The organism is Bacillus sp. FSL W7-1582 (assembly GCF_038593325.1).
Taxonomy (GTDB): Bacteria; Bacillota; Bacilli; order Bacillales; family Bacillaceae; genus Bacillus; species Bacillus altitudinis.
Genome location: NZ_CP151987.1, coordinates 3350262 through 3375298, shown reverse-complemented (window position 1 = coordinate 3375298; position 25037 = coordinate 3350262). Strand labels below are relative to the sequence as shown.

Annotated in this window: 23 protein-coding genes; 17 read left to right on the top strand and 6 right to left on the bottom strand. The window is 42.5% G+C overall.

Annotated elements, in window-relative coordinates; all coding sequences use genetic code 11:
- The first annotated feature begins 94 nt into the window (after positions 1–94).
- Positions 95–925 (top strand): spermidine synthase, encoded by an 831-nt coding sequence (gene speE, locus NSQ11_RS17400; protein ID WP_017360074.1) that lies wholly within the window; start codon positions 95–97, stop codon positions 923–925.
- A 69-nt stretch (positions 926–994) separates the two neighbouring features.
- Positions 995–1867, top strand: coding sequence for an agmatinase (gene speB / locus NSQ11_RS17395; RefSeq protein ID WP_048001124.1), 873 nt, complete (start codon positions 995–997; stop codon positions 1865–1867).
- 48 nt (positions 1868–1915) lie between these two features.
- Here the strand turns inward: speB and NSQ11_RS17390 are convergent, their stop codons facing one another.
- The gene (locus NSQ11_RS17390; RefSeq protein ID WP_048001123.1) at positions 1916–2830 is read right to left on the bottom strand and encodes a hypothetical protein; all 915 of its coding nucleotides are present in this window, start codon (positions 2828–2830) and stop codon (positions 1916–1918) included.
- Between the two features lie 81 nt (positions 2831–2911).
- On the opposite strand from NSQ11_RS17390, the gene NSQ11_RS17385 reads away from it, so the two are divergent.
- The 3 genes from NSQ11_RS17385 (at position 2912) to argS (ending at position 5487) form a co-directional block, all read left to right on the top strand.
- Positions 2912–3259 carry a hypothetical protein gene (locus NSQ11_RS17385; protein ID WP_048001122.1) on the top strand — a complete coding sequence of 116 codons (348 nt, stop codon included), beginning with the start codon at positions 2912–2914 and terminating at the stop codon, positions 3257–3259.
- Positions 3260–3394: 135 nt separating this feature from the next.
- Positions 3395–3817, top strand: coding sequence for a DUF1934 family protein (locus tag NSQ11_RS17380; RefSeq protein ID WP_007497707.1), 423 nt, complete (start codon positions 3395–3397; stop codon positions 3815–3817).
- A complete protein-coding gene (argS, locus tag NSQ11_RS17375) occupies positions 3814–5487 on the top strand; it encodes an arginine--tRNA ligase (RefSeq protein WP_212357076.1) in 1674 nt (557 codons plus the stop codon). The genes NSQ11_RS17380 and argS overlap by 4 nt, the downstream gene beginning before the upstream one ends.
- Before the next feature lie 639 nt (positions 5488–6126).
- Here argS and NSQ11_RS17370 read toward each other — a convergent pair.
- The gene (locus NSQ11_RS17370) at positions 6127–7095 is read right to left on the bottom strand and encodes a S66 peptidase family protein (RefSeq protein WP_058213495.1); all 969 of its coding nucleotides are present in this window, start codon (positions 7093–7095) and stop codon (positions 6127–6129) included.
- Between the two features lie 151 nt (positions 7096–7246).
- Between NSQ11_RS17370 and cls (NSQ11_RS17365) the strand changes: the two genes are divergently transcribed.
- The 4 genes from cls (NSQ11_RS17365) (at position 7247) to NSQ11_RS17350 (ending at position 12008) form a co-directional block, all read left to right on the top strand.
- A complete protein-coding gene (gene cls, locus NSQ11_RS17365) occupies positions 7247–8749 on the top strand; it encodes a cardiolipin synthase (protein ID WP_025208143.1) in 1503 nt (500 codons plus the stop codon).
- A 105-nt stretch (positions 8750–8854) separates the two neighbouring features.
- Positions 8855–10570 (top strand): ABC transporter ATP-binding protein, encoded by a 1716-nt coding sequence (locus NSQ11_RS17360; protein ID WP_268390668.1) that lies wholly within the window; start codon positions 8855–8857, stop codon positions 10568–10570.
- Between the two features lie 125 nt (positions 10571–10695).
- The gene (locus NSQ11_RS17355; RefSeq protein ID WP_268390669.1) at positions 10696–10938 is read left to right on the top strand and encodes a hypothetical protein; all 243 of its coding nucleotides are present in this window, start codon (positions 10696–10698) and stop codon (positions 10936–10938) included.
- Between the two features lie 71 nt (positions 10939–11009).
- Positions 11010–12008, top strand: coding sequence for a S66 peptidase family protein (locus NSQ11_RS17350; RefSeq protein ID WP_017360065.1), 999 nt, complete (start codon positions 11010–11012; stop codon positions 12006–12008).
- Between the two features lie 217 nt (positions 12009–12225).
- Here the strand turns inward: NSQ11_RS17350 and NSQ11_RS17345 are convergent, their stop codons facing one another.
- The 3 genes from NSQ11_RS17345 to cls (NSQ11_RS17335) all read right to left on the bottom strand — a co-directional run bounded on the left by NSQ11_RS17345 (position 12226) and on the right by cls (NSQ11_RS17335) (position 14725).
- The gene (locus NSQ11_RS17345) at positions 12226–12480 is read right to left on the bottom strand and encodes a hypothetical protein (protein ID WP_008343494.1); all 255 of its coding nucleotides are present in this window, start codon (positions 12478–12480) and stop codon (positions 12226–12228) included.
- Positions 12481–12553: 73 nt separating this feature from the next.
- The gene (gene uvsE / locus NSQ11_RS17340; protein ID WP_335357745.1) at positions 12554–13516 is read right to left on the bottom strand and encodes a UV DNA damage repair endonuclease UvsE; all 963 of its coding nucleotides are present in this window, start codon (positions 13514–13516) and stop codon (positions 12554–12556) included.
- A gap of 12 nt (positions 13517–13528) precedes the next feature.
- Complete coding sequence (gene cls / locus NSQ11_RS17335; protein WP_249669993.1) at positions 13529–14725, bottom strand: cardiolipin synthase; 1197 nt, start codon at positions 14723–14725, stop codon at positions 13529–13531.
- Between the two features lie 143 nt (positions 14726–14868).
- Between cls (NSQ11_RS17335) and NSQ11_RS17330 the strand changes: the two genes are divergently transcribed.
- From NSQ11_RS17330 to NSQ11_RS17305, 6 genes are all read left to right on the top strand, one after another.
- Positions 14869–16980, top strand: a complete 2112-nt coding sequence (locus tag NSQ11_RS17330) for a heterodisulfide reductase-related iron-sulfur binding cluster (RefSeq protein WP_342501177.1) — start codon at positions 14869–14871, stop codon at positions 16978–16980.
- A 103-nt stretch (positions 16981–17083) separates the two neighbouring features.
- Positions 17084–18259, top strand: coding sequence for an acetyl-CoA C-acetyltransferase (locus tag NSQ11_RS17325; RefSeq protein ID WP_041091496.1), 1176 nt, complete (start codon positions 17084–17086; stop codon positions 18257–18259).
- 19 nt (positions 18260–18278) lie between these two features.
- A complete protein-coding gene (locus tag NSQ11_RS17320; RefSeq protein WP_007497692.1) occupies positions 18279–19142 on the top strand; it encodes a 3-hydroxybutyryl-CoA dehydrogenase in 864 nt (287 codons plus the stop codon).
- A gap of 11 nt (positions 19143–19153) precedes the next feature.
- The gene (locus NSQ11_RS17315) at positions 19154–20266 is read left to right on the top strand and encodes an acyl-CoA dehydrogenase family protein (RefSeq protein ID WP_335357744.1); all 1113 of its coding nucleotides are present in this window, start codon (positions 19154–19156) and stop codon (positions 20264–20266) included.
- A gap of 16 nt (positions 20267–20282) precedes the next feature.
- Complete coding sequence (locus NSQ11_RS17310) at positions 20283–21425, top strand: acyl-CoA dehydrogenase (RefSeq protein WP_335357743.1); 1143 nt, start codon at positions 20283–20285, stop codon at positions 21423–21425.
- Positions 21426–21556: 131 nt separating this feature from the next.
- Positions 21557–21754 carry a hypothetical protein gene (locus tag NSQ11_RS17305; protein ID WP_017360056.1) on the top strand — a complete coding sequence of 66 codons (198 nt, stop codon included), beginning with the start codon at positions 21557–21559 and terminating at the stop codon, positions 21752–21754.
- A gap of 13 nt (positions 21755–21767) precedes the next feature.
- On the opposite strand, the gene NSQ11_RS17300 is transcribed toward NSQ11_RS17305, so the two are convergent.
- A complete protein-coding gene (locus NSQ11_RS17300; protein WP_282833470.1) occupies positions 21768–22241 on the bottom strand; it encodes a DUF2798 domain-containing protein in 474 nt (157 codons plus the stop codon).
- 377 nt (positions 22242–22618) lie between these two features.
- Between NSQ11_RS17300 and rpoE the strand changes: the two genes are divergently transcribed.
- Entirely contained in the window at positions 22619–23155 is a 537-nt protein-coding gene (rpoE, locus tag NSQ11_RS17295) for a DNA-directed RNA polymerase subunit delta (protein WP_035389808.1), read from the top strand.
- 238 nt (positions 23156–23393) lie between these two features.
- On the top strand, positions 23394–25001 hold the full coding sequence (gene pyrG / locus NSQ11_RS17290; protein ID WP_017360053.1) for a CTP synthase (glutamine hydrolyzing): 1608 nt from the start codon (positions 23394–23396) through the stop codon (positions 24999–25001).
- Positions 25002–25037 lie beyond the last annotated feature (36 nt).

Here is a 25037-nt window from a genome sequence, read left to right as displayed (position 1 = left end):
TATACTTTTTTCTTGGACAATCGATATAGTCATAGCCGATAAAAGGCGCTAACAATAGATGTTTGTTTATTATTGGATGAGAGGAAGATGAACAATGAGCGAACTTTGGTATACAGAGAAGCAAACGAAGAATTTTGGCATTACATTGAAGGTGAACAAAACCCTTCACACAGAACAAACAGATTTTCAGCATTTAGAAATGGTGGAAACAGAAGAGTTTGGTAATATGCTGTTTTTAGACGGTATGGTGATGACATCAGAGAAAGATGAGTTTGTATACCACGAAATGGTGGCACATGTTCCTCTTTTCACTCATCCAAATCCGGAAAATGTTCTTGTCGTAGGCGGAGGAGACGGTGGTGTCATTCGTGAAATCCTGAAGCATCCAAGTGTGAAAAAAGCGACACTTGTTGATATTGATGGCAAGGTCATTGAATACTCGAAGAAGTTCCTTCCTTCAATTGCTGGGAAACTAGACGATCCTCGTGTAGAGGTGAAAGTCGGAGACGGCTTTATGCACATTGCGGAAGCTGACAACGAATATGACGTGATCATGGTTGACTCAACTGAGCCAGTTGGACCAGCTGTAAACCTGTTCTCTAAAGGTTTCTATGCAGGAATCTCAAAAGCACTCAAAGAAGACGGTATTTTCGTTGCACAAACGGACAACCCTTGGTTCACACCTGAGTTAATTACAAATGTACAGCGTGATGTAAAAGAAATTTTCCCGATTACCAAGCTATATACAGCGAATATCCCAACATATCCAAGCGGTCTTTGGACATTTACTATCGGTTCTAAGAAGTATGATCCACTTGCTGTAGAAGACAGCCGCTTCTTTGATATCGATACGAAATATTACACAAAAGAATTGCACAAAGCGGCATTCGTTCTGCCGAAATTTGTGAGCGACTTAATCAAATAAATCAAGCGAAGTGGAAATGCGCAAATGAAAGTTTGCGCATTTTTTGAAGCGTAAAAGGAGGAATCTTGCATGAGATTCGACGAGGCTTATTCAGGAAAAGTGTTTATTGGAAGTCATCCGACATGGGAAGATGCGAAAGTCATTTTATACGGGATGCCGATGGATTGGACCGTCAGTTACCGTCCAGGTTCTCGTTTTGGCCCGAACCGTATTCGTGAAGTATCCATTGGATTAGAGGAATACAGTCCTTATTTAGATCGTGAACTGCACGAGGTGCCATTCTTTGATGCTGGCGACATCCCGCTTCCATTTGGCAATGCACAGAAAAGCTTAGATTTAATTGAAGAGTATGTCGACAGCATTTTAGAAAAAGGGAAGTTTCCATTAGGAATGGGCGGCGAGCATCTTGTGTCTTGGCCGGTTTTCCGTGCGATGTATAAGAAATACCCTGATTTGGCCATCATCCATATGGACGCACATACCGATCTTCGTGAGGAATATGAGGGTGAGCCGCTTTCACATTCGACACCGATTCGTAAAGTTGCAGGACTTATTGGATCTGAAAATGTATACTCTTTCGGCATCCGTTCAGGGATGAAAGAAGAATTTGAATGGGCAAAAGAAGTAGGCATGCACATTTCTAAATTTGAAGTGCTGGAGCCATTGAAGCAAGTATTGCCAAAGCTGAAAGGCCGTCCAGTTTATGTGACAATAGATATTGATGTACTTGACCCAGCTCATGCACCTGGTACAGGAACGGTAGATGCTGGTGGTATTACGTCAAAAGAACTGCTGGCATCTATTCATGCCATTGCTGGTTCTGATGTGCATGTCGTCGGTGCAGACCTTGTAGAGGTAGCGCCTGTATATGATCATTCCGATCAAACGGCGAATACAGCAAGCAAACTTTTACGTGAAATGCTGCTTGGGTTTGTGAAATAAAAAAAACCTGTCCAATTTCTAATTGGGCAGGTTTTTCAAAAGTAACTTTTACCAATTTATACAAACGGCTAGGCCGCCAACACCTGTGATTTCGGCAGCAAGTCCTTTAAAAGCTTCTCCGCCAATTTTTAACTTTTCCTCCCATGATGTAGCACCAGCTAATAGTTTTGCAGTCTCTTTTATTCCACCTAATTCTTTTACGTATTTTTTTACTTTTATAATTTTAGCTGCAGCAAACAAGTTAGAACCTATAAACCAAGCTATTGCTGCTGAACATGCAGCGATCTTAGACCAATCTGGATCAGCAATAATTGGGAAAGCAGTTTTGCTATTAAAATCTACAACTTGTATTAGTGTATTTCCATCAGTTTTATAATAAGTAGGGACATCTTGATTATTGGCATCCTTTGCCCAAGCTGGACTAAATATAGAAGTGATCATATTTTCTTTGTTAACTACATAAACTTCTCCTGTGTCGAATTCACTACCCAAATACTCCGCTGCAGTTACCAATTTACTACCCCTAGGCAGATTCATTTTAAATCGATATTCTTTAGGAGCTTTTTGGTCATTAATCTGTATTAAACTCTTTAGACCGTCATTTGTTGGTTGAACAGCGTAAATTACATTTTCCTTATCATTATTTTTATAAACTACAGTTCCATTTGGAGAAATTACACCTTTTTTAATATTTCCGGAAGGCAAAGATATATTAGTTGAGACATCAAGTTGAATAGGTTTATTGGGATTTTTTGACACTTCATATCCTTTTGTAGTATTTCCATACTTGTAAGTATTATTACTTTTGATTGATTTCAATATTCCGTTTATTCCTGTAATATTTTCTATATCACTAGCAGGGTTCATTTCTTCCTTAGCATGCGTTATTTTAGGGTTAATAATCGTTCCAATTAGAGCTAACGTGATTAGAATAGGGATTGATAAGTACAATTTTCTTTTCATAAAAACTCCTCTTTCTTAAATTAGTAGATTCCATATATAATATTTAACATAAATTATATTATAAGTAAATGGAGGAATAAAATGTTATCTTCTATATTCATGGTGTTACTCGCTTTATGTGTTTTAGCGGCAGGCTTTATTACACTGAAAAAAGAGTTGGCAACTGATCCACCAGTTTTTGCTTCTAAAAAGGAAGCAAAGGAGGAGTTAGTTGGTTTATTTCAGGATCGAGGTTTTTTCTATCTTACGGCCATTGCTTTATTTATGCAGGTGGTATTTAAAAAGGGACAAATCGTTCCATTTGATTTTTTTCAAGTGTTTTTGGCGAGTTCGGGAATACAAGCTCTTTTTTATTTAATTAAAAGAAAAGATTTGGGGTTAAAGGCAGTACTTGTTGTGTTAGTCAGTTTTATCTTCCTATTTTTCTAAAGAGCAGTTTATCTGCTCTTTTTTTATGTTAGAAAAAGTTTAATCACCGTGAAGATGAGAAATGATGGGATGATAGGCAATCGGGATTATGGTATACTATTTTAGTTAAACGGGTCTTAGCAAAGGAAGTGCAAAATGACACAAAACCAAATTTCAATTCATGTAAAGTCAGTGATGAAACCAGAGACGGAACCGGCTGAAACGATCGAATTCCGAACAACTGGAACGTATCAAGAGAAGAATGACAAAACGTATCTCACTTACCATGAAGAACATGAAATGGGTCAAGTAAAAACTGTTGTCAAAATAAGTGAAAAAGAAATTTTTGTCATGAGATCAGGTGCGATTCAAATGAAGCAGCGCTTTCTCATTGGAGAAACGACCGTGACACATTACACGATGCCATTTGGCACACTTCAGCTCGATGTGCATACACATGGCATTGATCTTGATGTAGACAATGGGCTTCTGCACATTACGTACGATATGCTGACAGGTGAAGATCAAAAGCATTTACATACATTATCGATTTCATATAAGGAGGATTTACGTTCATGAATATCGCAGAACAGGTCAAAGATGCGTTAAAAGAAGAAATCATTGCGGCAGTCGTCAAAGCAGGACTTGCTGATGAAAGCCAGGTGCCGGATGTTCTTTTGGAAGTGCCAAAAGACAAAACTCACGGTGATTATTCCACCAATATGGCGATGCAGCTTGCCCGCATTGCGAAAAAAGCACCTCGTCAAATCGCCGAGGACATTGTGAATGCATTTGACAAAGGCAAAGCGTCAATTGAAAAACTGGACATCGCAGGTCCAGGATTCATCAACTTTTATATGAACAATCAATATTTAACACAGCTTATTCCAGCTGTTCTTGAAGCAAAAGAGGCTTATGGCGAAACGAATACAGGCGACGGTCAAAAAGTACAAGTCGAATTCGTCTCAGCCAACCCAACAGGTGACCTTCACCTTGGACATGCCCGCGGCGCAGCTGTAGGAGATTCTCTTTGCAACATCCTTGATAAAGCAGGCTTCGACGTGAGCCGTGAATACTATATCAACGATGCAGGCAATCAGATCAATAACCTTGCTCTATCTGTAGAAGTACGTTACTTTGAGGCGCTCGGTCTTGAAAAAGAAATGCCAGAGGACGGGTACAGAGGAGAAGACATCAAAGGCATCGGACAGAAACTTGCGGATGAATTTGGTGACCGTTTCGTGCATGAATCAGAAGAAGAGCGTATGAAATTCTTCCGTGAGTACGGTTTAAAATATGAACTAGAAAAACTACGTGTCGACCTAGAGAATTTCCGTGTCCCATTTGATGTGTGGTATTCTGAAACGTCTTTATATGAAAACGGAAAAATCGAACCAGCGCTAGAAACACTTCGCGCTAAAGGCTATGTCTTTGAAGAAGATGGCGCAACATGGTTACGTTCAACTGATTTTGGTGATGACAAGGACCGTGTCCTGATTAAAAAAGACGGCAGCTTCACGTACTTGCTTCCAGATATCGCATATCACAAGGACAAATTGGACAGAGGTTTTGACCAGCTCATCAACATTTGGGGAGCGGATCATCACGGCTACATTCCTCGAATGAAAGCGGCGATCCAAGCACTCGGATATCCAGAGGACAAACTGGAAGTCGAAATCATTCAGCTCGTTCACCTTTACAAAAACGGTGAAAAGATGAAGATGAGTAAACGTACAGGTAAAGCCGTCACAATGCGTGACTTGATTGAAGAAGTGGGCTTAGATGCCACTCGTTATTTCTTTGCGATGAGAAGTGCGGCGACACATATGGACTTTGACTTAGACTTAGCGATTTCTACGTCTAACGAAAACCCTGTGTACTACGCGCAATATGCACATGCGAGAATTTGCAGCATGCTCCGTCAAGGGGAAGAAAAAGGCTACGAGCCAAACCTTGAAAAAGCAGATTTCTCTCACATTCAGTCCGATAAAGAATACGATCTTCTGAAAATCATCGGCAGCTTCCCAGAGGTTGTAGCAGAAGCGGCAGAAAAACGTATTCCGCACCGCGTCACAAACTATATCTATGATCTAGCATCAGCCCTTCACAGCTTCTACAACGCCGAAAAGGTCATTGATGTTGAAAATGAAACAAAAACAACAGCACGTCTATCGCTCATGAAAGCAACACAAATCACGCTTGCGAATGCATTAAAACTCATTGGCGTATCTGCACCGGAAAAAATGTAATGCAAAAAGCCCCGCTCTATTTTATGAGCGGGGCTTCTTTATATAAAAAACCCGCTATTCTCGAGAAATAGCGGGTTTTGAAAAATTAACCAAGCGTATTAATGATGTTAGAAATAGAATCAAATAATTGGCTAAGTACATCAGAGAACATAGAGCATATCCTCCTTTCAGAAAGCATGTAGTATGTGCGTGTCATAGGAATTACCCAAGTGTGTTAATAATGTTAGAAATAGAATCAAATAATTGGCTAAGTACATCGGAAAACATAGTTTGTATCCTCCCTTCAGCAAGCATGTAGTATGTGTGCGTTAATGGGATTACCCAAGTGTGTTAATAATGTTAGAAATAGAATCAAATAATTGGCTAAGTACATCAGAAAACATAGTTTGTATCCTCCCTTCGGCAAGCATGTAGTATGTGTGCGTTAATGGAATTATCCAAGTGTATTAATAATGTTAGAGATAGAATCGAATAATTGGCTAAGTACATCAGAGAACATGTTTTTGCCTCCTCTCTTTTCTTTTTACATCTACTTAACGATGGGGATGAAGGGTTGGATCACTTTTTCTAAAAAAATTTTAAAAAGAAATGATGGCATAGAAAAAGCACCAACAAATGAGGGTGCTTTTTAGGTTTTATTTATGGATGAACATGCCATTGGATTTGTCCGTCGTAGCAGGATAGCTCGGCACTCCCGCCAATCGGCAAGGTGAAGACCGGCTGTGTATGTCCTATGTCTACATCATAAATCACCGGGATTTGTTTGAGCATTGGATGTTTATCTAGAATAAACCTCAAATGTTCCTCTGTCATCTTGGATTTCTTTTGAAAACGTCCGATGATTAACCCTTTAATGGATTCGGCATGCTGCAAGAGCGAGGCAAGGTCTCTGGCGAACATTTCAGGAAAGACCAAGTCATCATCTTCTACAAATAAGATGGCATCCTTGATGTCAGGCATAAAGGGTGTCCCTTGCAGTAAGTTCAGTGTACAAAGATTTCCGCCATACAAGGTGCCTTCAGCTGTTCCTTCTTGATAAATCCCCCATGTTGTCGGATGAAACTGCCTATTTGCTTGATCAAGATACCACGCATCATCACTCCACTTTGTAGAAGGGGTGACATCAAATGGCTCGCTGCTCATCACGCACGCTTGAAACATGGCTGTCTGCTCCTCTTGGCCTTGTTCCATTTGGAAACTGGAGAAATGAGGACCTGAGTACGTCACCATGTCACATTTGGCGGTAATGGCGTTTGCAAGTGCGGTAATATCACTGTAGCCGCAAAGAAATTTTGGGTGCTGACGGATCAAATCATAATCTATATAAGGCAAAAGCTCATTGCAGTTAAAGCCGCCGATTGCTGTCAAAATGCCGTCGACTTCATCATTTGAGAATGCCTCATGTAGATCAGATAGACGGTGTTCAATAGAAGAAGAGGAATGCAGATCACATTCAAACACGTGTTGTCCGAAAGAAATAGTAAATCCTAATGCCTCTAAACGTTTTTTCGCCTGAGCCATTCCTTCTTCTGATAAAATGCTGGCACTTCGGCTTGGAGCAATTACCCGAATGTGGCTTCCCTTTTTTAAAGCAGGTGGTGTACGCATAAGTCATTCGTCCCTTCCTTCACATATTTTCCATTATATCGGATCAAAACGCTCCAGTCTGTAAAAGCTAAAAGAAAGCAGCAAATCGTGCGTTTCAGACAAGCTGTGCAAAGGGTATGGAAAAGAAAAAGACAGAATGAGGGCGGAGAATGTGAAAAAGAGGAGACTGGAATTTCTATTTTTATATTTCATGATATTTGGGGCATATGTGGTGTTTTGGTGGCCGGTTCCAGCGTGGGGTTTTCAGCTTTACGCAGCTAGTTATATCGCCATCATTTTATTTAGTATTATCTCGCTTATGCTAGAGAACCGGACATCACAGCACACGCTGTTATGGATGTATGTACTGATCTTTTTCCCGATCATCGGCTATATGTTTTATTTGTTCTCGGGGCAGCTTTATGTCAAAGGACATTTGTTTAAATCAAAGAGAATGTATAACCGAGAAAAATTACGCAGAATATCAGAGCTTGAGAGTAAACCGGATGAGACGCGTTTAACCGATAATCAGCGTGCTTTTTTTCATTACACAGAAAAAGCAACAGGTATGCATGTAAATACAAATAGTGATATGGAGATTTTAAAGAATGGAGAGGAAACCTTTCCACGTATTTTTGAAGAATTAAAAAAGGCAAAAACGTTCATCCATATAGAATATTACATGTTCAAATCTGATTTCCTCGGTCACCGGATGATGGAGATCTTGATTGAAAAAGTGAAAGAAGGAGTAGAGGTTCGATTCATCTATGATGCGGCTGGCAGCATTCGCTTCTCACGAAAAGATATTAAACGATTGAAGCAGGCGGGGATAAAGGTCGCTCCTTTTCTGCCATTAAAATACGGATTCTTTAATCAAAAATTCAATTTCCGAAATCACCGAAAAATCGTGATTATTGATGGAGAAACAGGATTTGTTGGTGGGCTCAATGTGGGGAAGGAATATGTAGGACGCGATGAAAACATCGGCTTTTGGCGTGATACGCATACGATGTTAAAGGGTGAAGCCGTTCAGACACTTCACTCCATATTTATGCTGGACTGGGAGTATGTATCAGATGAAGTGTTAATTGATGATCCCAAGTATCACACCCCGCATCCTGTGACAGGAGAAGATGTCATACAGGTCGTGCCGACTGGACCTGATATGAAGGAAAGTATGAGTGATTTATACGATGCGCTCATTTCGAATGCACAGCAATTTGTTTGGATTGCGACGCCTTATTTTGTCCCAAATGAATCCATTCGCACAGCGTTAAAAATTGCGGCGACAAGAGGGGTGGATGTGCGTGTGATGGTGCCTGAGATTAATGATGGATTTCTCACGCAATACGCCACACGATCTTATTTTTCTGAGCTTTTGAAAGAGGGCATCAAGGTGTATCACTATCAAAAAGGATTCATGCATCAAAAGGTCATGATTGCAGACGGAGAACTTGCCTCTGTCGGAACGGCCAATGTTGATATGAGAAGCTTTCAACTCAATTTTGAGGTCAATGTCTTTACAGCGGCAAAGAAACCGATCGAGCAATTGATGGCTCATTATGAGGAAGATATGAAAGAATGTGAGCAAATGGGGCCAGTTCATTTTTATAAAAGGGGCTTAAAGGAACGTTTAAAGGAATCGTTTGCGCGATTGTTTTCAGGTGTATTGTGAGGGTTTCTAGGGGAAGAAATCATTTCCTGATCTAGTAATTCTATAATGATTCCTCTATAATTGAAAATGATTATCAATTATAGAGGAAGTGAGGTTCTTTTACATATGCTAAAACGCTTTTTTGCCTATTACAGGCCCTATCGTGGTCTGTTCTTTTTAGATTTCTTTTGCGCTGTGGCCGTCGGACTCATGGAACTCGGTTTCCCGCTGATCGTGAACTACTTCATTGATACATTACTGCCGACAGGGAACTGGACGGTCATTGCCTGGACCGCACTTGCGCTGTTTGTCATTTACGCACTCAGCTCAGTGATGCAATTTATCGTGTCATATTGGGGGCACATGCTTGGCATTAACATTGAGACCGATATGAGAAAAAAGCTATTTGATCATTTTCAGCGGCTCTCATTTAAGTTCTTTGATAACAACAAAACGGGTAAGCTTATGTCTCGAATGACCAATGACCTCATGTACATTGGTGAGGTGGCTCATCACGGACCTGAGGATTTGTTTATTGCGATTATGACCATTCTTGGCGCCTTTGCCGTCATGCTCATGATTAACTGGCAGCTTGCCATTTTAACGTTCTTGATTATGCCAGTCATCATCTGGTTAGCCCTTCATTTTAATAAAAAAATGACACAGGCAATTACACAACTCAACAATGACATTGGAGATTTTCATGCAAGGGTTGAGAACAATATTGGCGGTATTCGTCTTGTTCAAGCCTTTGCAAATGAACATTTTGAGAAAAAGCGCTTTGCTGAAAACAACAACCGCTTTCGAAAAGCGAAACTTCTTTCCTATAAAATTATGTCGGTTAACGGATCAATCAGCTATATTCTCACAAGGCTTGTGACGTTGTTTGTCCTTCTGGCAGGTACATGGTTTGTCCTTCAAGGTCAATTAACGGCAGGCGGATTTATCGCCTTTGTCTTGATCACAAATGTGTTATTCAGACCAATTGATAAGATCAACACGGTGATTGAAATGTATCCAAAAGGCATTGCCGGTTTTAAAAGCTATGTCGATTTGCTTGAAACAGAGCCAGATGTGAAGGATACAGAAGGAGCACGTGATATTTACGGCTTGAAAGGTGAAATTGAGTATCGAAACGTGACATTTGGCTACGATGAGCACAGTCATGTATTGAAGGATATCAACTTAAAGATCAAACAAGGGGAAACTGTTGCGTTTGTCGGGCCATCAGGAGCGGGGAAATCGACCATTTGCAGTCTGCTGCCTCGTTTTTATGATGTGGACGAAGGAGACATCACCATTGATGGTGTGAGCACAAAATCGATGACCTTGTCCTCTTTAAGACAGCAGATTGGCATTGTGCAGCAGGATGTCTTTTTATTCTCAGGCACCATTCGTGAGAATATTGCGTACGGCAACCTAGAAGCGAGTGATTCAGACATTTGGGAGGCGGTGCGACGTGCCCATTTAGAGGAGCTCGTTCAGCGGTTCCCAGAAGGGTTGAATACGGTCATTGGTGAACGCGGCGTTAAGCTATCCGGCGGTCAAAAGCAACGCCTGTCAATTGCACGGATGTTTTTGAAAAACCCGTCTATTCTTATTTTGGATGAAGCGACGTCAGCACTTGATACAGAAACAGAAAAAGCGATCCAAGACGCACTAAGCGAACTGGCAGTCGGTCGGACGACACTCGTCATTGCTCACCGCCTTGCGACAATTAAACATGCAGACCGAATCATCGTCGTGACAGAGGAAGGCACCCAAGAACAAGGCCGCCATCAAGACTTAATCCAAATGGGCGGTGTCTATAGCAGACTGCACGAAGCGCAGTTTGGTCATTGAAGAGAAGTGATTGAATGAGTCCAGTTATTAAGCTGGGCTCTTTTTGATAGGATAAAATCTTCTTTTCCATTTAAATGGAATGTTGATATACTATAAGGCAATTGGATTCAAAAGGAGAGGATGGCTTGAGTGAAACGGCAAAAACAGTCATGATCAAAAGCATTCACTACGTGACGCTCGTTGGCTTATTTATCTTAATCATTCCCGCTGGACTCAATCCAGTCTTTTTTTATGTGGGAATGATTTTGTTTGGCATCAATACTGGAGTGAGCGTCATAGATAGTTCTCTGAGCAGAAAAAAGATATTTGTGATGCTGGCCATCAGTTTTGCTGTCATATTGTTTGGGCTGTTTAAGCTCTTATATTAAATCTGAGCCCTTTTGAAAAAGGGCTTTTTTTGCTAGGATAGTAAAAACTCGTGTAGGAAGGATCTGATGGAATGAAGGGGCTTCGGCGTTTACAGAAGGGCGATAAAATAGGTATTTATTCTCCCTCAAGTCCAGCATCTGCCACCTCGCCTCTTAGGTATGAGCGGGCGAAGGAATGGCTTGAACAAAAAGGATTCATTGTGGTACCAGGATCATTAAAAGGGAAAGAGGATCACTATCGTTCGGGAACAATTCAAGAACGAGCAGCTGAGCTGAATGAGCTGATGGCGAGAGAAGATTTGTCCTGTATCATGTCGATGATTGGGGGGACGAACTCGAATAGTTTGCTTCCTTATCTCGACTTTGAGCTGCTGATGAAGCATCCGAAAATCATGATTGGTTATTCAGATGCGACGGCAATTCTTTTAGCGGCTTATGAAAAAACGGGTCTGCCTGTTTTTTACGGGCCTGCACTTGTGCCGTCTTTTGGAGAGTTTGAACCATTTGTCAATCATACATATCAATCTTTCGAGGACATTCTCATTCATCCGCAGCCCATCCCATATCAGGTGAAAAAACCGCCCTTCTGGACGGAAGAACGGATCAACTGGGAAGAGAAAATACGAGAAAAAGAAAAACGTCCAAACGAGTGGATGTGCGTCATTGAAGGGCAGGCAGAAGGCAGACTGATCGGCGGGAACCTAAATGCCATGTATGGCATATGGGGAAGTGAATTCATGCCTCAAATCCAAAAAGGCGATATCCTTCTCATTGAAGATTGTATGAAAACAGCCTCCATCGTCGAAAAGAACTTCTCTCTGTTAAAGATAAATGGTGTGTTTGAACGGGTATCTGGTATCCTCTTAGGGAAACATGAGCTGTTTGATGATGAAGGAACGGGCAAAAGGCCGCACGATCTCTTACTTGAAGTACTGGGAGATACAAAGAGGCCGCTCATCGCAGAATTTGACAGTGCCCATACGCATCCGATGCTCACGATGCCAATCGGTACACAAGTAAAAATGAATGCAACGTCAGGAGAGGTTTGGCTGACAGAAGCATGGATATAAGAAAAAGAGCAGCCCTAAGGCTGCCCCAGCGTGTAGACAAACCCTCGCATTCGGTGTCAGTCCTGCGTGCCGGTGCTCACGAATGTGACATTCGCTCCGCGCCGGTACTCGTCCTTCCTAGACTGCAAAGGTTTTTAACTACGCTGAAAAGAAGACAAAGGGATAAAATAAAGTTCATTTTATCCCTTTGTCAGCCTAAGACTGCCTTTCTTTACGATTACGAAGCATTCTCTTTTTCAAATGGCTGTAGAAGGTCTTGTGCCTCTTTTCCTTCTACCACGATTAAATAGTCTGATTCTAAATGAGTGAGCCTAAAGGTTTCTAGCTCTACGATGTTCTTAATGTTGCACATTGTTTTTTTAGAATATACATATAAACGATGCTGAGCGTGCTGGCACTTTTCGTATAGAGAAATAAGCTTATGTAAATTCAATGCTTTCGCAGCAATTCGGATTGAATAGATTTGTGACATCTTCATATCCTCCTGTTAAATACTTTCTCACAATAGCTTTGTTACCCCCGTTGTGATAGAGGTAAACCTTTCTCTACGATTTCCACTCAATGGTGCCTCCGCCCGTCCGCCGATTGCCTCTGATCGCTGACAGCTCCTCAACAAGACGGAGCAAAGCCTGATCCTTTTTCTTTGCCTCAATCATAAAATCCACATCACGACCATACGGCTTTAAAGCTTGAAAAAGTGGCAATACAAAGGACATCTCCACACCATCCGCATGGCTCCGTATCGCCTTTTCTGATTTTGGTGAGGATAAGTGGATTTTAGGCGGTATGCCAGTGTTTGCCCACGTGTCAAACACTCTTGGCAGAATGTCATCAAGCGCCGCATCATCATCTTTGTTTGCCATGTGATGGTGGTAATCAAATACAAACGGGATGCTATGCTTTTCACAAACATCAAGCGTTTCTAATGACGTATAGGTTTTGTCATCATTTTCAAGCGTCATTCTCGCCTTGATATGTGCAGGAAGCTGCTTTATATTTTCATCAAAACGCTGTAAAGCAGATGCTTTGTCGCCATATGCACCTCCGACATGAATGTTCATATAGCCTTCCTTTTCAAGCTGCATGGCCTCAAGCATTTCATAATGATAGGTCATATCAATGACGGCGTTTTCTGTAATGGCTGGCTTTGGACTTGTGAACAAAGTAAATTGATTGGGGTGAAAGCTCACTCGTAATCCGTGCCGCTTTACGAGTTGACCAATCTCTATAAATTCTTTGCGAAAGGGTGTCACAAAGTCCCACCGCACCTCAGGATGGGTGGCGAGAGGGACAATCGAGCTTGAAAAACGGTAAAGCGGAATATCATGGGCAATCGCAAAATAAAGCGTTCTTAATGTATTGACGAGGTTGGCTTTCGTCGTTCGCAATAGAGCCTCTGTCCTCTCTTCCTTTGAGAGCTTACTGTATCTTGCAAAGGTCAGCGACTTGGCAGGTGAAGCTTCCCATAAAGTGACGGCGTTGGATACATAACCAAATCGATAACGCATAGGTCAACTCCTTTATAAAAAATATGAGAACAGGGCGCCTATCCACTCAATTGGACGCGTGAGAAGTGGGCGTTGTTTGTATTTTTCTTCAGTCATCAGTTCTGACACTTCCATGTGTTCACGAATCTTTTCCTCTACATGTGCGGTGAAGGCGGGATCATCAATGGCCACATCCACTTCTTCGTTGAAAAACAAACTTCGTTTATCAAAGTTCGCCGTACTGATCATACAACGGCTATGATCGATGAGAATGGCTTTCGCATGATAAAACCCTTTATAAAAACGATACACAAGACATCCAGCAGCAATCAGATCTTTCAAATAATGAAATCCAGCTTCTTTCACAAGCGGGTGATCTGCCTTCATTGGGATGATGATGTCGACAGTCACGCCTCGCTTCCGTGCGTCAAGAAGGGCGCTTAGAAGAGGAGCAGATGGAATAAAATAGGGCGTGCAGATGGTGATTTGCTTTTTCGCCTGTTGAATATCGTGAAGAAATAAGGCCTCTAAAGAAAAACCTGCCGTCGCACGTGTAGTGCACTGTAATGTTCCCGGTTCCAGTGCAGGAAAAACCTCGTATTGCAGCTGGTGAATACCAGATGACCGGTACAAATCATTCAGAAACACATGCTGGAGGTCTGCGACAACCTGTCCTGTCATGCGCAGGTGATAGTCCTTCCAAATGCCAAACCTACCGTTTTTCCCTACATATTCATCGCCAATATTAAACCCGCCAATGTAGCCGATCTTCCCATCGATCACCGTGATCTTCCGGTGATTTCTCATGTTCAAGCGATAAATGAAAAAAGGAAAACGTGGTTTATTTAAAAAGTAAAATTGAATGCCGCTTTTTTCTAGCATCTGAATGGATGTTTGATCAAATGAATAGGAGCCTAACCGATCAGTGAGCAAAAAAACCGAAACACCTTGCTCTGCTTTCGCTTTAAGTGCTTGCAGAATCCTTTGCCCAATCTTGTCGTTCTTTACAATAAAGAACATCATATGAATAGAAGAAGAGGCTTGCTGTATATCCGTAAGAAGCTGATCAAACAGTGGTTCGCCATCATGATAAAAGGCTGCATCGCCGCTTGTTTGGTCAAAAGACCGTTCAAAAGCATGGGTAGAAAAATATTTTCTCCCTATATAAAGATCTAGCCTGACGAGTAGAACAATGACGAAGACGACGAGTAGAATGATCCATGCGATCATGAAGGTTCCTCCTTTTTTATATATGACGATAGTGTACCCAAATGGGCAAAAAATATTGACTGAATACTCATTCATTATTTATGATAGAGGTACAACATGGAAACGGAACAAAGTGGGTCTTGGGGAATGAAAGGGGGAGCAAGATGAATAGCCTTTTAATTGTTAACTTGATTGCATTTGCGGCAGTGACCGCTTACGCTGTGTATTTGTTTATTTATCTCATTCGAACACGAGCGGCGTATATTCGTCTTGGCAAAAAAGAAGAATTTCAAAAAGACATGAAAAAACGCTTAGAACGTGTTTGGGTGAATGTGTTTGGGCAAAAGAAACTGCTCAAGGACAAGAAGAGCGGCATCATTCATGTGCTGTTTTTCTATGGATTTATTTTAGTGCAGTTCGGAGCCCTTGATTTTATTATGAAGGGACTTGTTCCAGACAGCGGGCTACCATTAGGTCCGCTTTACGGTGTCTTTACATTCTTCCAAGAGGGAGTCACACTTCTCATTTTAGTGGCGGTGGTTTGGGCGTTCCATAGAAGATATGTCGAGAAGTTAGTCCGTTTAAAAAGGGGCTTTAAGTCAGGGCTTGTCCTTTTGTTTATTGGCGGATTGATGCTGACCGTATTACTGGGAAACGGAATGAACATCATTTGGCATGGGCACTCACTATCAGCAACTGAGCCAATTGCTTCCGGCATTGCTTTCTTGCTGGGCTGGCTGTCACCACTTGTGGCAACAATTGTGTTCTATGTCGCATGGTGGGTGCATCTTCTTATTTTACTGACGTTCTTAGTGTACGTCCCGCAGTCTAAGCACGCCCATCTCATCGCTGGCCCGGTCAACGTATTTGTCAGCAGATTGGACCCGCCAGGCAAACTGCAAAAAATTGATTTTGAAGATGAGACACAAGAAACGTTCGGCGTTGGGAAAATTGAAGATTTCCGTCAATCTCAGCTGATTGATCTTTACGCTTGTGTGGAGTGCGGGCGCTGTACGAATATGTGCCCGGCGACAGGGACGGGGAAAATGCTGTCTCCAATGGATTTGATTTTACGATTAAGAGATCATTTAACAAATAAAGGGGCTGCCATTACTTCAAAGACACCGTGGGTTCCGCAGCTTGCTTTCAAACAGACGACAGGAAATCAGCTGGCGATGCAGGCAAGAGGAGCTGGAGCGGAAGAATCTGCGGCGAGCGCAATGTATCATCCTTCTCTCATTGGTGAGGTCATTACAGAAGAAGAAATCTGGGCATGCACGACATGCCGAAACTGTGAAGATCAGTGTCCTGTCATGAACGAACACGTCGACAAAATCATTGATATGCGCAGATACTTAGTGCTGACTGAAGGAAAAATGGACGCAGATGCACAGCGTGCGATGACAAGCATCGAGCGCCAAGGGAACCCATGGGGATTGAACCGAAAAGAAAGAGAAAACTGGCGTGAACTAAGAGAAGATGTGCATGTTCCGACAGTGAAAGAACTGAAAAAAGCAGATCAGACCTTTGACTATTTATTCTGGGTTGGATCGATGGGTGCATATGACAATAGAAGCCAAAAGATTGCTCTTGCCTTTGCAAAACTGCTCAATGAAGCAGGGGTTTCTTTTGCCATCCTAGGTAATAAAGAGAAAAACTCAGGCGATACACCGAGAAGACTTGGGAATGAATTTTTGTTCCAAGAACTTGCTGCAAAGAACATCGAAGAATTCCAAAAAAATGACGTAACCAAAATTGTCACGATCGATCCGCATGCTTACAATTTATTTAAAAATGAATACCCAGACTTCGGGCTCGAGGCAGAGGTGTACCATCATACAGAATTACTGGCAGAGCTAGTAAAAGAGGGAAAATTAACGCCTATTCATGAAGTGAACGAGGTCATTACTTTCCACGATTCTTGCTACCTAGGCAGATATAACGAGGTCTATGATCCGCCAAGAGATATTTTAAAATCCATTCCGGGTGTGACACTGAAAGAAATGGAACGGAATCGTGAATCCGGGATGTGCTGCGGTGCCGGCGGCGGTTTAATGTGGATGGAAGAAGAGACAGGTACTCGGATTAACACAGCGAGAACGGAGCAGGCCTTACAGGTACAGCCGTCCATCATCAGCTCAGGGTGCCCATATTGTTTAACCATGCTTGGGGATGGGACGAAAGCGAAGGAAGTAGAAGAGCAGGTCGGCACATTTGATGTCGCAGAACTTCTTGAAAAATCAGTGTTTGGCGAAACGAGAACGCAGGCTTCATAAAGGTGTCAGGCCGATGAATCGACTGTTCATCGGCCAGTGGACACCGATATTTTATGAACTGTCTAGCATTTATGTAAGCGGTAACAAAAAGGAGGGGAAAGAAATGAGCACGACGGTCATTGTATCTGGAGCGAGAACACCATTTGGAAAACTAGGTGGAACTTTAAGTCGTTTGACTGCTGCAGAATTAGGCGGGATGACGATAAAAGCTGCGCTGGAAAGAGCCTCAAATGTCCATGAAGTGGATGAAGTCATCATGGGCAGTGTGCTTCAAGGAGGACAAGGTCAAATTCCTTCAAGACAGGCAGCTAGACATGCAGATCTTCCTTGGTCGGTTCCGACGCAAACCATCAACAAAGTCTGTGCTTCAGGAATGCGCAGTGTCACGACAGCCGATCAAATCATTCGAGCGGGAGATGCCAATGTGATCGTGGCAGGTGGCATGGAATCCATGTCTCATGCTCCTTATCTTCTGAAAAAAGCACGATGGGGTTACAAAATGGGAGATGGTGCTGTACAAGATGCCATGATTTTAGATGGATTAACCTGTTCGTTTACAGGTGTTCATATGGGTGAGTATGGAAGCATGGCGGCGAAAGAGCTTGACATTACACGAGAAGAACAAGACCTTTGGGCGTTAAGAAGTCATGAACGAGCCATTGAGGCGCAAAAAAGCGGCTTTTTTAAAAATGAGATCATCCCCGTTACCGTCAAGAATAAAAAAGGAGATCAGCTGATTTCAGAAGATGAAGCCCCGCGGCGTGATACGTCATATGAACGTTTGTCAAAACTGATGCCCGTTTTCGATCAGGCAGGTACGATTACCGCTGGCAATGCACCGGGTGTCAATGATGGTGCAAGTGCGCTTCTATTAATGAAAGACACATACGCCATGCAGCAAGGTGAAAAAGCTATGGCAGTTGTGCTTGGGCATGCGCAAGTGGCAGTAGAGGCAAAGGACTTTCCGAAAACACCAGCCTATGCCATCGAAAAAGTGTTAAAGAAAACAGGGAAGCGAGTAGAGGATATCGATTTGTTTGAAATCAATGAGGCTTTTTCAGCGGTTGCATTGGCATGCGAAAAAATGCTTGGGCTGGATCGGCGGAAAATGAATGTGAACGGAGGGGCAGTCGCGATTGGTCACCCGATTGGAGCAAGCGGAACACGTATTATATTGACCTTGATCCATGCACTCAGACAAAGAGGCGGCGGGATCGGCATTGCGGCGATTTGCAGCGGCGGGGGTCAAGGTGATGCGATCATGATCAAGGTGGATTAAAAGGGAGGCGTTCATTGTCATGAGTATAGAAGAGACCGTCATGGTCGTTGGGGCTGGTCAAATGGGCTCGGGTATTGCCCAAGTATTTGCACAGTCAGGTTATACCGTCCTGCTCCATGATACGGAAGAGGAGCAGATTCATCGAGCCATTTCCTCTATGACCAAACAACTGACGAAACGAGCAGAAAAAGGAAAGCTGGCACATCAGGCAGTCCGTGATATTACACAACGATTGGCTGTTTCAACAGATTTAAAGGATGTACAGCAGACGCATTTAGTGATTGAAGCCGCATCTGAACAAATGAAGATCAAAAAACAAATCTTTGAAACCCTCGATCAATTTGCACCTGATGACACGATATTTGCGACAAATACGTCTTCCTTGTCGATCACAGAATTAGCAGCCGTGACGAAGCGGCCTGAGAAAGTGATCGGCATGCATTTTATGAATCCAGTTCCCGTGATGAAACTTGTGGAAGTAATCCGTGCGCTACAAACGGATGATGCCACGTACCAATTTGTTTTTGACACCGCGAAGACATTAGACAAAACGCCAATTGAAGTGGAAGACTTCCCCGGTTTTGTGTCAAATCGCATTTTGATGCCGATGATCAATGAAGCCATTTATACCCTTTATGAAGGCGTGGCAGATGTAGAAAGTATTGACGGCATCATGACGCTTGGAATGAACCATCCAATGGGCCCGCTTCGTCTCGCCGACCTCATCGGGCTCGATACTTGTTTATTTATTATGAATACCCTTCACGAGGGTCTTGGAGATAGCAAATATCGACCTTGTCCTCTTTTGAAAAAATACGTGAACGCAGGCTGGCTGGGCAAAAAGACAAAGAGAGGTTTTTACACTTACCACGACCACTCATAGGGGGAGTCAAGATGGATGTGTTGCTGACAGAAAAACAACGTCTTTGGAGAGAACGAGTAGCAGAATTTGCACGCCAGCATGTATTCCCTGAAATAGAAGCGATGGAACAGGGCGTGTTCCCGAAAACGCTTTTAGCTGAAATGGGTCGGCAAGGCTTTTTAGGCATTCCGATCCCAGATAAGTATCACGGATTAGGGGCAGATTTCACAACCTATATCATGGCGATTCATGAATTATCCAAAGTAAGTGCAACCGTCGGTGTCATTGTATCCGTTCATACATCTGTTGTGACGATGCCGATTTTGGCGTTTGGAACGACTGAACAAAAAGAATCCTACGTTCCCAAGCTTGCGTCCGGGCAGAAGCTGGGCGCCTTTTGTCTAACTGAACCGAAGGCAGGATCAGATGCCTCTAGTATTCAGTTGAAAGCAGAGCGCACAGACGATCACTATGTGTTAAATGGAACGAAAATTTTTATCACAAGCGGCGGTGAAGCGGAAGTCTATCTTGTATTTGCCGTGACAGACCCTGCTTCTGCTAAGAAAAATATATCAGCGTTCATTGTGGAGAAGGGGACACCAGGATTTACGATCGGAAAAGATGAGAAGAAGATGGGCCTGCATGGATCAAAAACAGTCACACTTCATTTTGACGGTGTTCGAATTCCAAAAAAACAGCTGCTCGGTGCAGAAGGAGAAGGCTTTCGGATTGCCATGTCTAGCTTAAATGCGGGGAGAATTGGTATTGCCGCTCAAAGCCTTGGCATTGCAGAAGCCGCATTAGCTGAGGCGGTCACGTATTTAAAGCAGCATCCAGCGGGCCTTGAAACGACCATTCGGTTGGGCGATCTGGGCACCAAGCTGGAAGCGGCAAAACTTCTTGTCTATCAAGCGGCTTCTTATAAAGAGGCCAATCGCCCTGTCACGAAGGAAGCGTCGATGGCGAAATTATTTGCATCTAAAACAGCGGTTGATATTAGTACAGAAGTCATCCATTTGCTTGGTCTAGCCGGTTACATGAAGCAATACCGAGCAGAGCGGTACTTTCGTGATGCGAAAATTTGTGAGATTTATGAAGGAACAAGTGAAATACAAAGGCTGGTTATTTGTAAACAGCTAATATGAAGTGAGGTGGCTCATGATGCAGTTCCAATTAAGTGACGAACACGAAATGATACAAAAAATGGTGAGAGATTTTGCGAAAAATGAAGTGGAGCCAACAGCAGCAGAGCGAGATGAAACAGAATCGTATGATCCCGCTATTTTTCATCAAATGGCGGAGCTTGGTTTAACAGGAATCCCTTGGCCAGAAGAAAATGGGGGGATTGGTAGTGATTATTTGGCCTATGTCATAGCGGTTGAAGAGCTCTCACGAGTGTGCGCCTCAACAGGCGTCACCCTATCTGCTCACACATCACTCGCCTCATGGCCGATCTATACATTCGGAACAGATGAGCAAAAGGAGACGTATTTAAAGCCGCTTGCAGAGGGACAGAAGATCGGCGCATACGCACTGACCGAGAGCGGCTCGGGCTCAGATGCCGGCGGAATGAAAACAACAGCAGTAAAAGCAGGGAATGAATACGTTTTGAACGGGGCAAAGATTTTTATTACCAATGGAGGCATTGCGGATTATTATATTGTGTTTGCTGTTACTGACAAGGATGCTTCATCGCGCAATACAACCGCTTTTCTTGTAGAAAAAGAGACGCAAGGCTTCTCAATCGGCAAAAAAGAAAGCAAACTGGGCATACGCTCATCGCCAACGACAGAAATCATCTTTGAAGACTGTCGTATACCCGAAAGGAACCGGCTTGGTCAAGAAGGCGAAGGTTTTAAGATAGCGATGATGACACTTGACGGCGGCAGAAACGGTATTGCCGCACAAGCTGTTGGTATTGCTCAAGGTGCTCTGGATGCAGCAGTCAATTATGCAAAGGAGCGTAAACAATTCGGCAAACCAATCATTCAGCAGCAAGGCATTGCTTTTAAGTTAGCGGATATGGCAACGGCAATTGAGGCCTCGAGACTGCTCACCTATCAGGCAGCATGGCTTGAAACAAAAGGACTTCCGTATGGGAAAGAATCAGCTATGTCCAAGCTCTTTGCCGGTGATACAGCCATGAAGGTGACGACAGAAGCTGTACAAATCTTCGGCGGATACGGCTATACAAAGGATTACCCAGTCGAACGCTACATGCGTGATGCGAAAATCACTCAAATCTATGAAGGTACACAAGAAATCCAGCGGCTGGTCATCTCACGGAAACTGCTAGATATGTAGAAACGAAGCAAAGACCACCTGATGTGAGGTGGTCTGTTTTTGTATCAAATGTGAAATCTCTCCAATGTGATCTCATATCACCTGATCACTATGGTAAAATTGGGAAAAGAACCAAAATGGAGGTTATCATGATGAACACAACATTTATTGGCATTTTAGGAATCGTCACGATGATCATATGGATTATGGTCTCCACAGAGCTTTCAAAGTCTCCAAAAAAGAAGGAAGAAAAAGAAAACAGCCGCAGAAAACTCATTGTACTCGTGTCTGCGGGCACTTTATTCACCGTACCTTTGGTTTTTTCACTCATTCAGAATATCCAGCTGTAACCTATCCATTCGACTAAACCGCTGCTGTCTGTTTTAATTTCACCCATTTGAAAAAAACAAAACGGACAAGTGGTCCCATAATCAACATCTGCAAAGGGAACGCCAACATGACATTATGACCGAAAATCGTTAAGTAATCAGATAGAATCGATTGTGTTTGAAATCCTGTGCTGATGCTTTGAACGACATATCCGCATAAAGACATGAGACACACCATCCCAAACACGATAAAGATAGAAAGAGTGAGAATAAAATAGACTTTCTTGCCTTTTGGGGCAAACCGGCTGGCTGCTTTTTTTGCTGAAGGCCCAACAATACACATCTCAATCAACAACGTGATGGCAAAACCGATCACATAGGTGAGTACACCTTCTAACCATGTCATATGTCCAAGCCGTCCATTTAGAAATAGGTTATAAAAGAACATCACTGAAAACATACAAAAACACATCAAGACACCAAATTGTATATCTTCTTTTTTTGTCATTGGCAATTCGATCAACCTCTCAAAATTAGTCTATTTATTATAGATTTCTGTATCAATTCGTCGTAAGTGAACATTTTGTGAAGGAATAAATCCCCTTTTTTAAGAAGAGTAAATGGCTTTGTCTTCATCAAAAGAGAAGACAAAAAAGCATGCAAAATGTGTACTTCACACATGAATTATGCCAATTCGGCTCAAATGATTGACCGCTAGAGGCTTCTCATGCGAAAAAATCAAAAATTAACATCAATAAAGGTGGCATAAACTCCTCTAATTTGTTTATAATGAGAGGTATGGTTTGTCGTAAGAATAAGGTATAAATACTTATTATTTCACTGATAAATGGATACATACATGTAATAGAAAGGAAGTGTCTGACCTTGAGTTTGAAAGAATACTCACAGGAACAGCTCAAACAAATGTCTTTAGTTGAACTTGCTTATGAAATTTTCAGAGACAGCAAAACACCGATTACGTTTTCCGAGTTAATAGATGAAATGGTCCGTTTGCAAGGGATACAAAAATCTGATCTTGATGATCGACTTGCTCAATTTTATACAGACTTAAATATAGATGGCCGCTTTATTTCGTTAGGTGATCAGAGATGGGGACTTCGCAGCTGGTATCCAGTTGATCAAATCGAAGAAGAAGTTCAGCCAGCTGTGAAAACAAAAGCGAAAAAGAAAAAAACCAAAGCAGCTGTCGTTGAAGAAGACTTCGATGATATTGAAGAGGAAGAAGAAATCGACGAGCTTGAAGAAGATCTTGATCTTGTTGAAGACGACGAGGACCTTGACCTAGATGATGAAGAAATTGATGAAGAGATAGAAGACTTCGACGAAGATGATGATGAAGATGATGACGGCTTAACGGAAATTGATGAAGACGATTTAGACGATGATGAGGAAGACAAATAACCCTCACAAACCGGTCCTGAAAACAGGACAAAACCGTCTTGACTTTCCAGAGCGAACTATGTAGTATGTATTTTGGGCTCTCTAAAAAAGAGTACGTAAAGATACGTTCATTTACGCTCCCTTTCATTTATTTGAAAGGGAGCTTTCTTATTTTTCAAGAGATTTAGGGATACACTCTAAAAGGATGAAGCTGTGCATGTCTAGTCATGCAAGGGTAAAAAAGAGAGGAGCATACGAAATGACAAAGTATATTTTTGTAACAGGAGGAGTTGTTTCCTCACTTGGAAAAGGGATCACGGCTGCATCGTTAGGCCGCCTTCTGAAAAATAGAGGGATGGATGTCACCATTCAAAAATTTGATCCATATATCAACGTAGATCCAGGGACAATGAGTCCATATCAGCACGGTGAGGTATTTGTCACAGACGACGGTGCTGAAACAGATCTTGACTTAGGTCACTACGAGCGCTTCATTGATATTAACTTGAATAAATACAGCAACGTCACAACTGGTAAAATCTATTCTACAGTCCTGAAAAAAGAGCGCCGCGGCGACTATTTAGGTGGAACCGTACAGGTTATTCCCCATATTACAAATGAAATCAAAGACCGTGTGTACCGTGCAGGGAAAGAAACGGGTGCAGATGTGGTCATTACAGAAATCGGTGGAACAGTTGGAGATATTGAATCCCTTCCATTCCTAGAAGCGATTCGTCAAATGAAGAGTGACATCGGCCGTGAAAACGTGATGTACATTCATTGTACCCTTGTTCCTTACATCCGTGCTGCAGGCGAACTGAAAACAAAACCAACACAGCATAGTGTAAAAGAACTTCGTAGTCTAGGTATTCAGCCAAACGTCATTGTGGTCAGAACTGAAATGCCATTGGCACAAGACATGAAGGACAAAATTGCGCTATTCTGTGATATTGATACGAAAGCAGTCATCGAATGTCAGGATGCAGATACCCTTTATTCGATTCCGCTTGATTTACAAAAACAAGGATTAGACAAGCTTGTATGTGAGCACATGAAGCTTGACTGTCAAGATGCGGACATGACGGAGTGGACGGCGCTTGTTGATAAAGTGCAAAACCTTTCAAAACAAGTCACAATTGGTCTTGTAGGGAAATATGTTGAGCTGCAAGATGCATACATTTCTGTCGTTGAATCACTTCGTCATGCGGGCTATGCATTTGATGCAGATGTTCAAATCAAATGGATCAACGCAGAAGAAGTCACAGCGGAAAATATGGCTGATTTCGCTCAAGATGTAGACGGCATTATTGTTCCTGGAGGCTTCGGAGACCGCGGAGTAGAAGGGAAAATCATTGCAACACAATATGCGCGCGAAAACAAAGTGCCATTCTTCGGAATTTGCTTAGGTATGCAAGTCGCATCTATCGAATATGCGAGAAACGTACTAGGTTTAGAGGGAGCACATTCCGCTGAAATTGATCCAGAAACAGCATTTCCAATCATCGACCTTCTTCCAGAACAGAAGGATGTTGATGACTTAGGTGGAACACTTCGCCTCGGCCTATACCCTTGTAAATTAAACGAAGACTCAAAAGCATTTGCTGCATACAATGACGAAGTCGTGTACGAACGCCACCGTCATCGCTATGAGTTTAATAACGAATTCAGACAGCAAATGGAAGCAGCAGGTTTTGTCTTCTCTGGTACAAGCCCAGACGGACGCCTTGTTGAAATCATTGAACTGAAGGATCACCCATGGTTCCTTGCTTCTCAGTTCCACCCAGAATTCATTTCAAGACCAACAAGACCACAACCGTTATTTAGAGATTTCGTTGGTGCTTCACTACAGGCATCTGAATCAAAATAAAACAAAAAACTGCCGAGAATATCATCTTCTCGGCAG

What these genes read in the sequence shown, in the direction of transcription:
- NSQ11_RS17370 (WP_058213495.1), bottom strand. Translation starts at nt 7,095, where the DNA reads ATGCGTACACCACCTGCTTTAAAAAAGGGAAGCCACATTCGGGTAATT.
- NSQ11_RS17300 (WP_282833470.1), bottom strand. Translation starts at nt 22,241, where the DNA reads ATGACAAAAAAAGAAGATATACAATTTGGTGTCTTGATGTGTTTTTGT.
- NSQ11_RS17305 (WP_017360056.1), top strand. Translation starts at nt 21,557, where the DNA reads ATGAACACAACATTTATTGGCATTTTAGGAATCGTCACGATGATCATA.
- NSQ11_RS17380 (WP_007497707.1), top strand. Translation starts at nt 3,395, where the DNA reads ATGACACAAAACCAAATTTCAATTCATGTAAAGTCAGTGATGAAACCA.
- NSQ11_RS17390 (WP_048001123.1), bottom strand. Translation starts at nt 2,830, where the DNA reads ATGAAAAGAAAATTGTACTTATCAATCCCTATTCTAATCACGTTAGCT.
- NSQ11_RS17350 (WP_017360065.1), top strand. Translation starts at nt 11,010, where the DNA reads ATGAAGGGGCTTCGGCGTTTACAGAAGGGCGATAAAATAGGTATTTAT.
- NSQ11_RS17320 (WP_007497692.1), top strand. Translation starts at nt 18,279, where the DNA reads ATGAGTATAGAAGAGACCGTCATGGTCGTTGGGGCTGGTCAAATGGGC.
- pyrG (WP_017360053.1), top strand. Translation starts at nt 23,394, where the DNA reads ATGACAAAGTATATTTTTGTAACAGGAGGAGTTGTTTCCTCACTTGGA.
- speE (WP_017360074.1), top strand. Translation starts at nt 95, where the DNA reads ATGAGCGAACTTTGGTATACAGAGAAGCAAACGAAGAATTTTGGCATT.
- NSQ11_RS17345 (WP_008343494.1), bottom strand. Translation starts at nt 12,480, where the DNA reads ATGTCACAAATCTATTCAATCCGAATTGCTGCGAAAGCATTGAATTTA.
- NSQ11_RS17360 (WP_268390668.1), top strand. Translation starts at nt 8,855, where the DNA reads ATGCTAAAACGCTTTTTTGCCTATTACAGGCCCTATCGTGGTCTGTTC.
- NSQ11_RS17310 (WP_335357743.1), top strand. Translation starts at nt 20,283, where the DNA reads ATGCAGTTCCAATTAAGTGACGAACACGAAATGATACAAAAAATGGTG.
- NSQ11_RS17325 (WP_041091496.1), top strand. Translation starts at nt 17,084, where the DNA reads ATGAGCACGACGGTCATTGTATCTGGAGCGAGAACACCATTTGGAAAA.
- NSQ11_RS17385 (WP_048001122.1), top strand. Translation starts at nt 2,912, where the DNA reads ATGTTATCTTCTATATTCATGGTGTTACTCGCTTTATGTGTTTTAGCG.
- speB (WP_048001124.1), top strand. Translation starts at nt 995, where the DNA reads ATGAGATTCGACGAGGCTTATTCAGGAAAAGTGTTTATTGGAAGTCAT.
- argS (WP_212357076.1), top strand. Translation starts at nt 3,814, where the DNA reads ATGAATATCGCAGAACAGGTCAAAGATGCGTTAAAAGAAGAAATCATT.
- cls (WP_249669993.1), bottom strand. Translation starts at nt 14,725, where the DNA reads ATGATCGCATGGATCATTCTACTCGTCGTCTTCGTCATTGTTCTACTC.
- NSQ11_RS17315 (WP_335357744.1), top strand. Translation starts at nt 19,154, where the DNA reads ATGGATGTGTTGCTGACAGAAAAACAACGTCTTTGGAGAGAACGAGTA.
- NSQ11_RS17330 (WP_342501177.1), top strand. Translation starts at nt 14,869, where the DNA reads ATGAATAGCCTTTTAATTGTTAACTTGATTGCATTTGCGGCAGTGACC.
- uvsE (WP_335357745.1), bottom strand. Translation starts at nt 13,516, where the DNA reads ATGCGTTATCGATTTGGTTATGTATCCAACGCCGTCACTTTATGGGAA.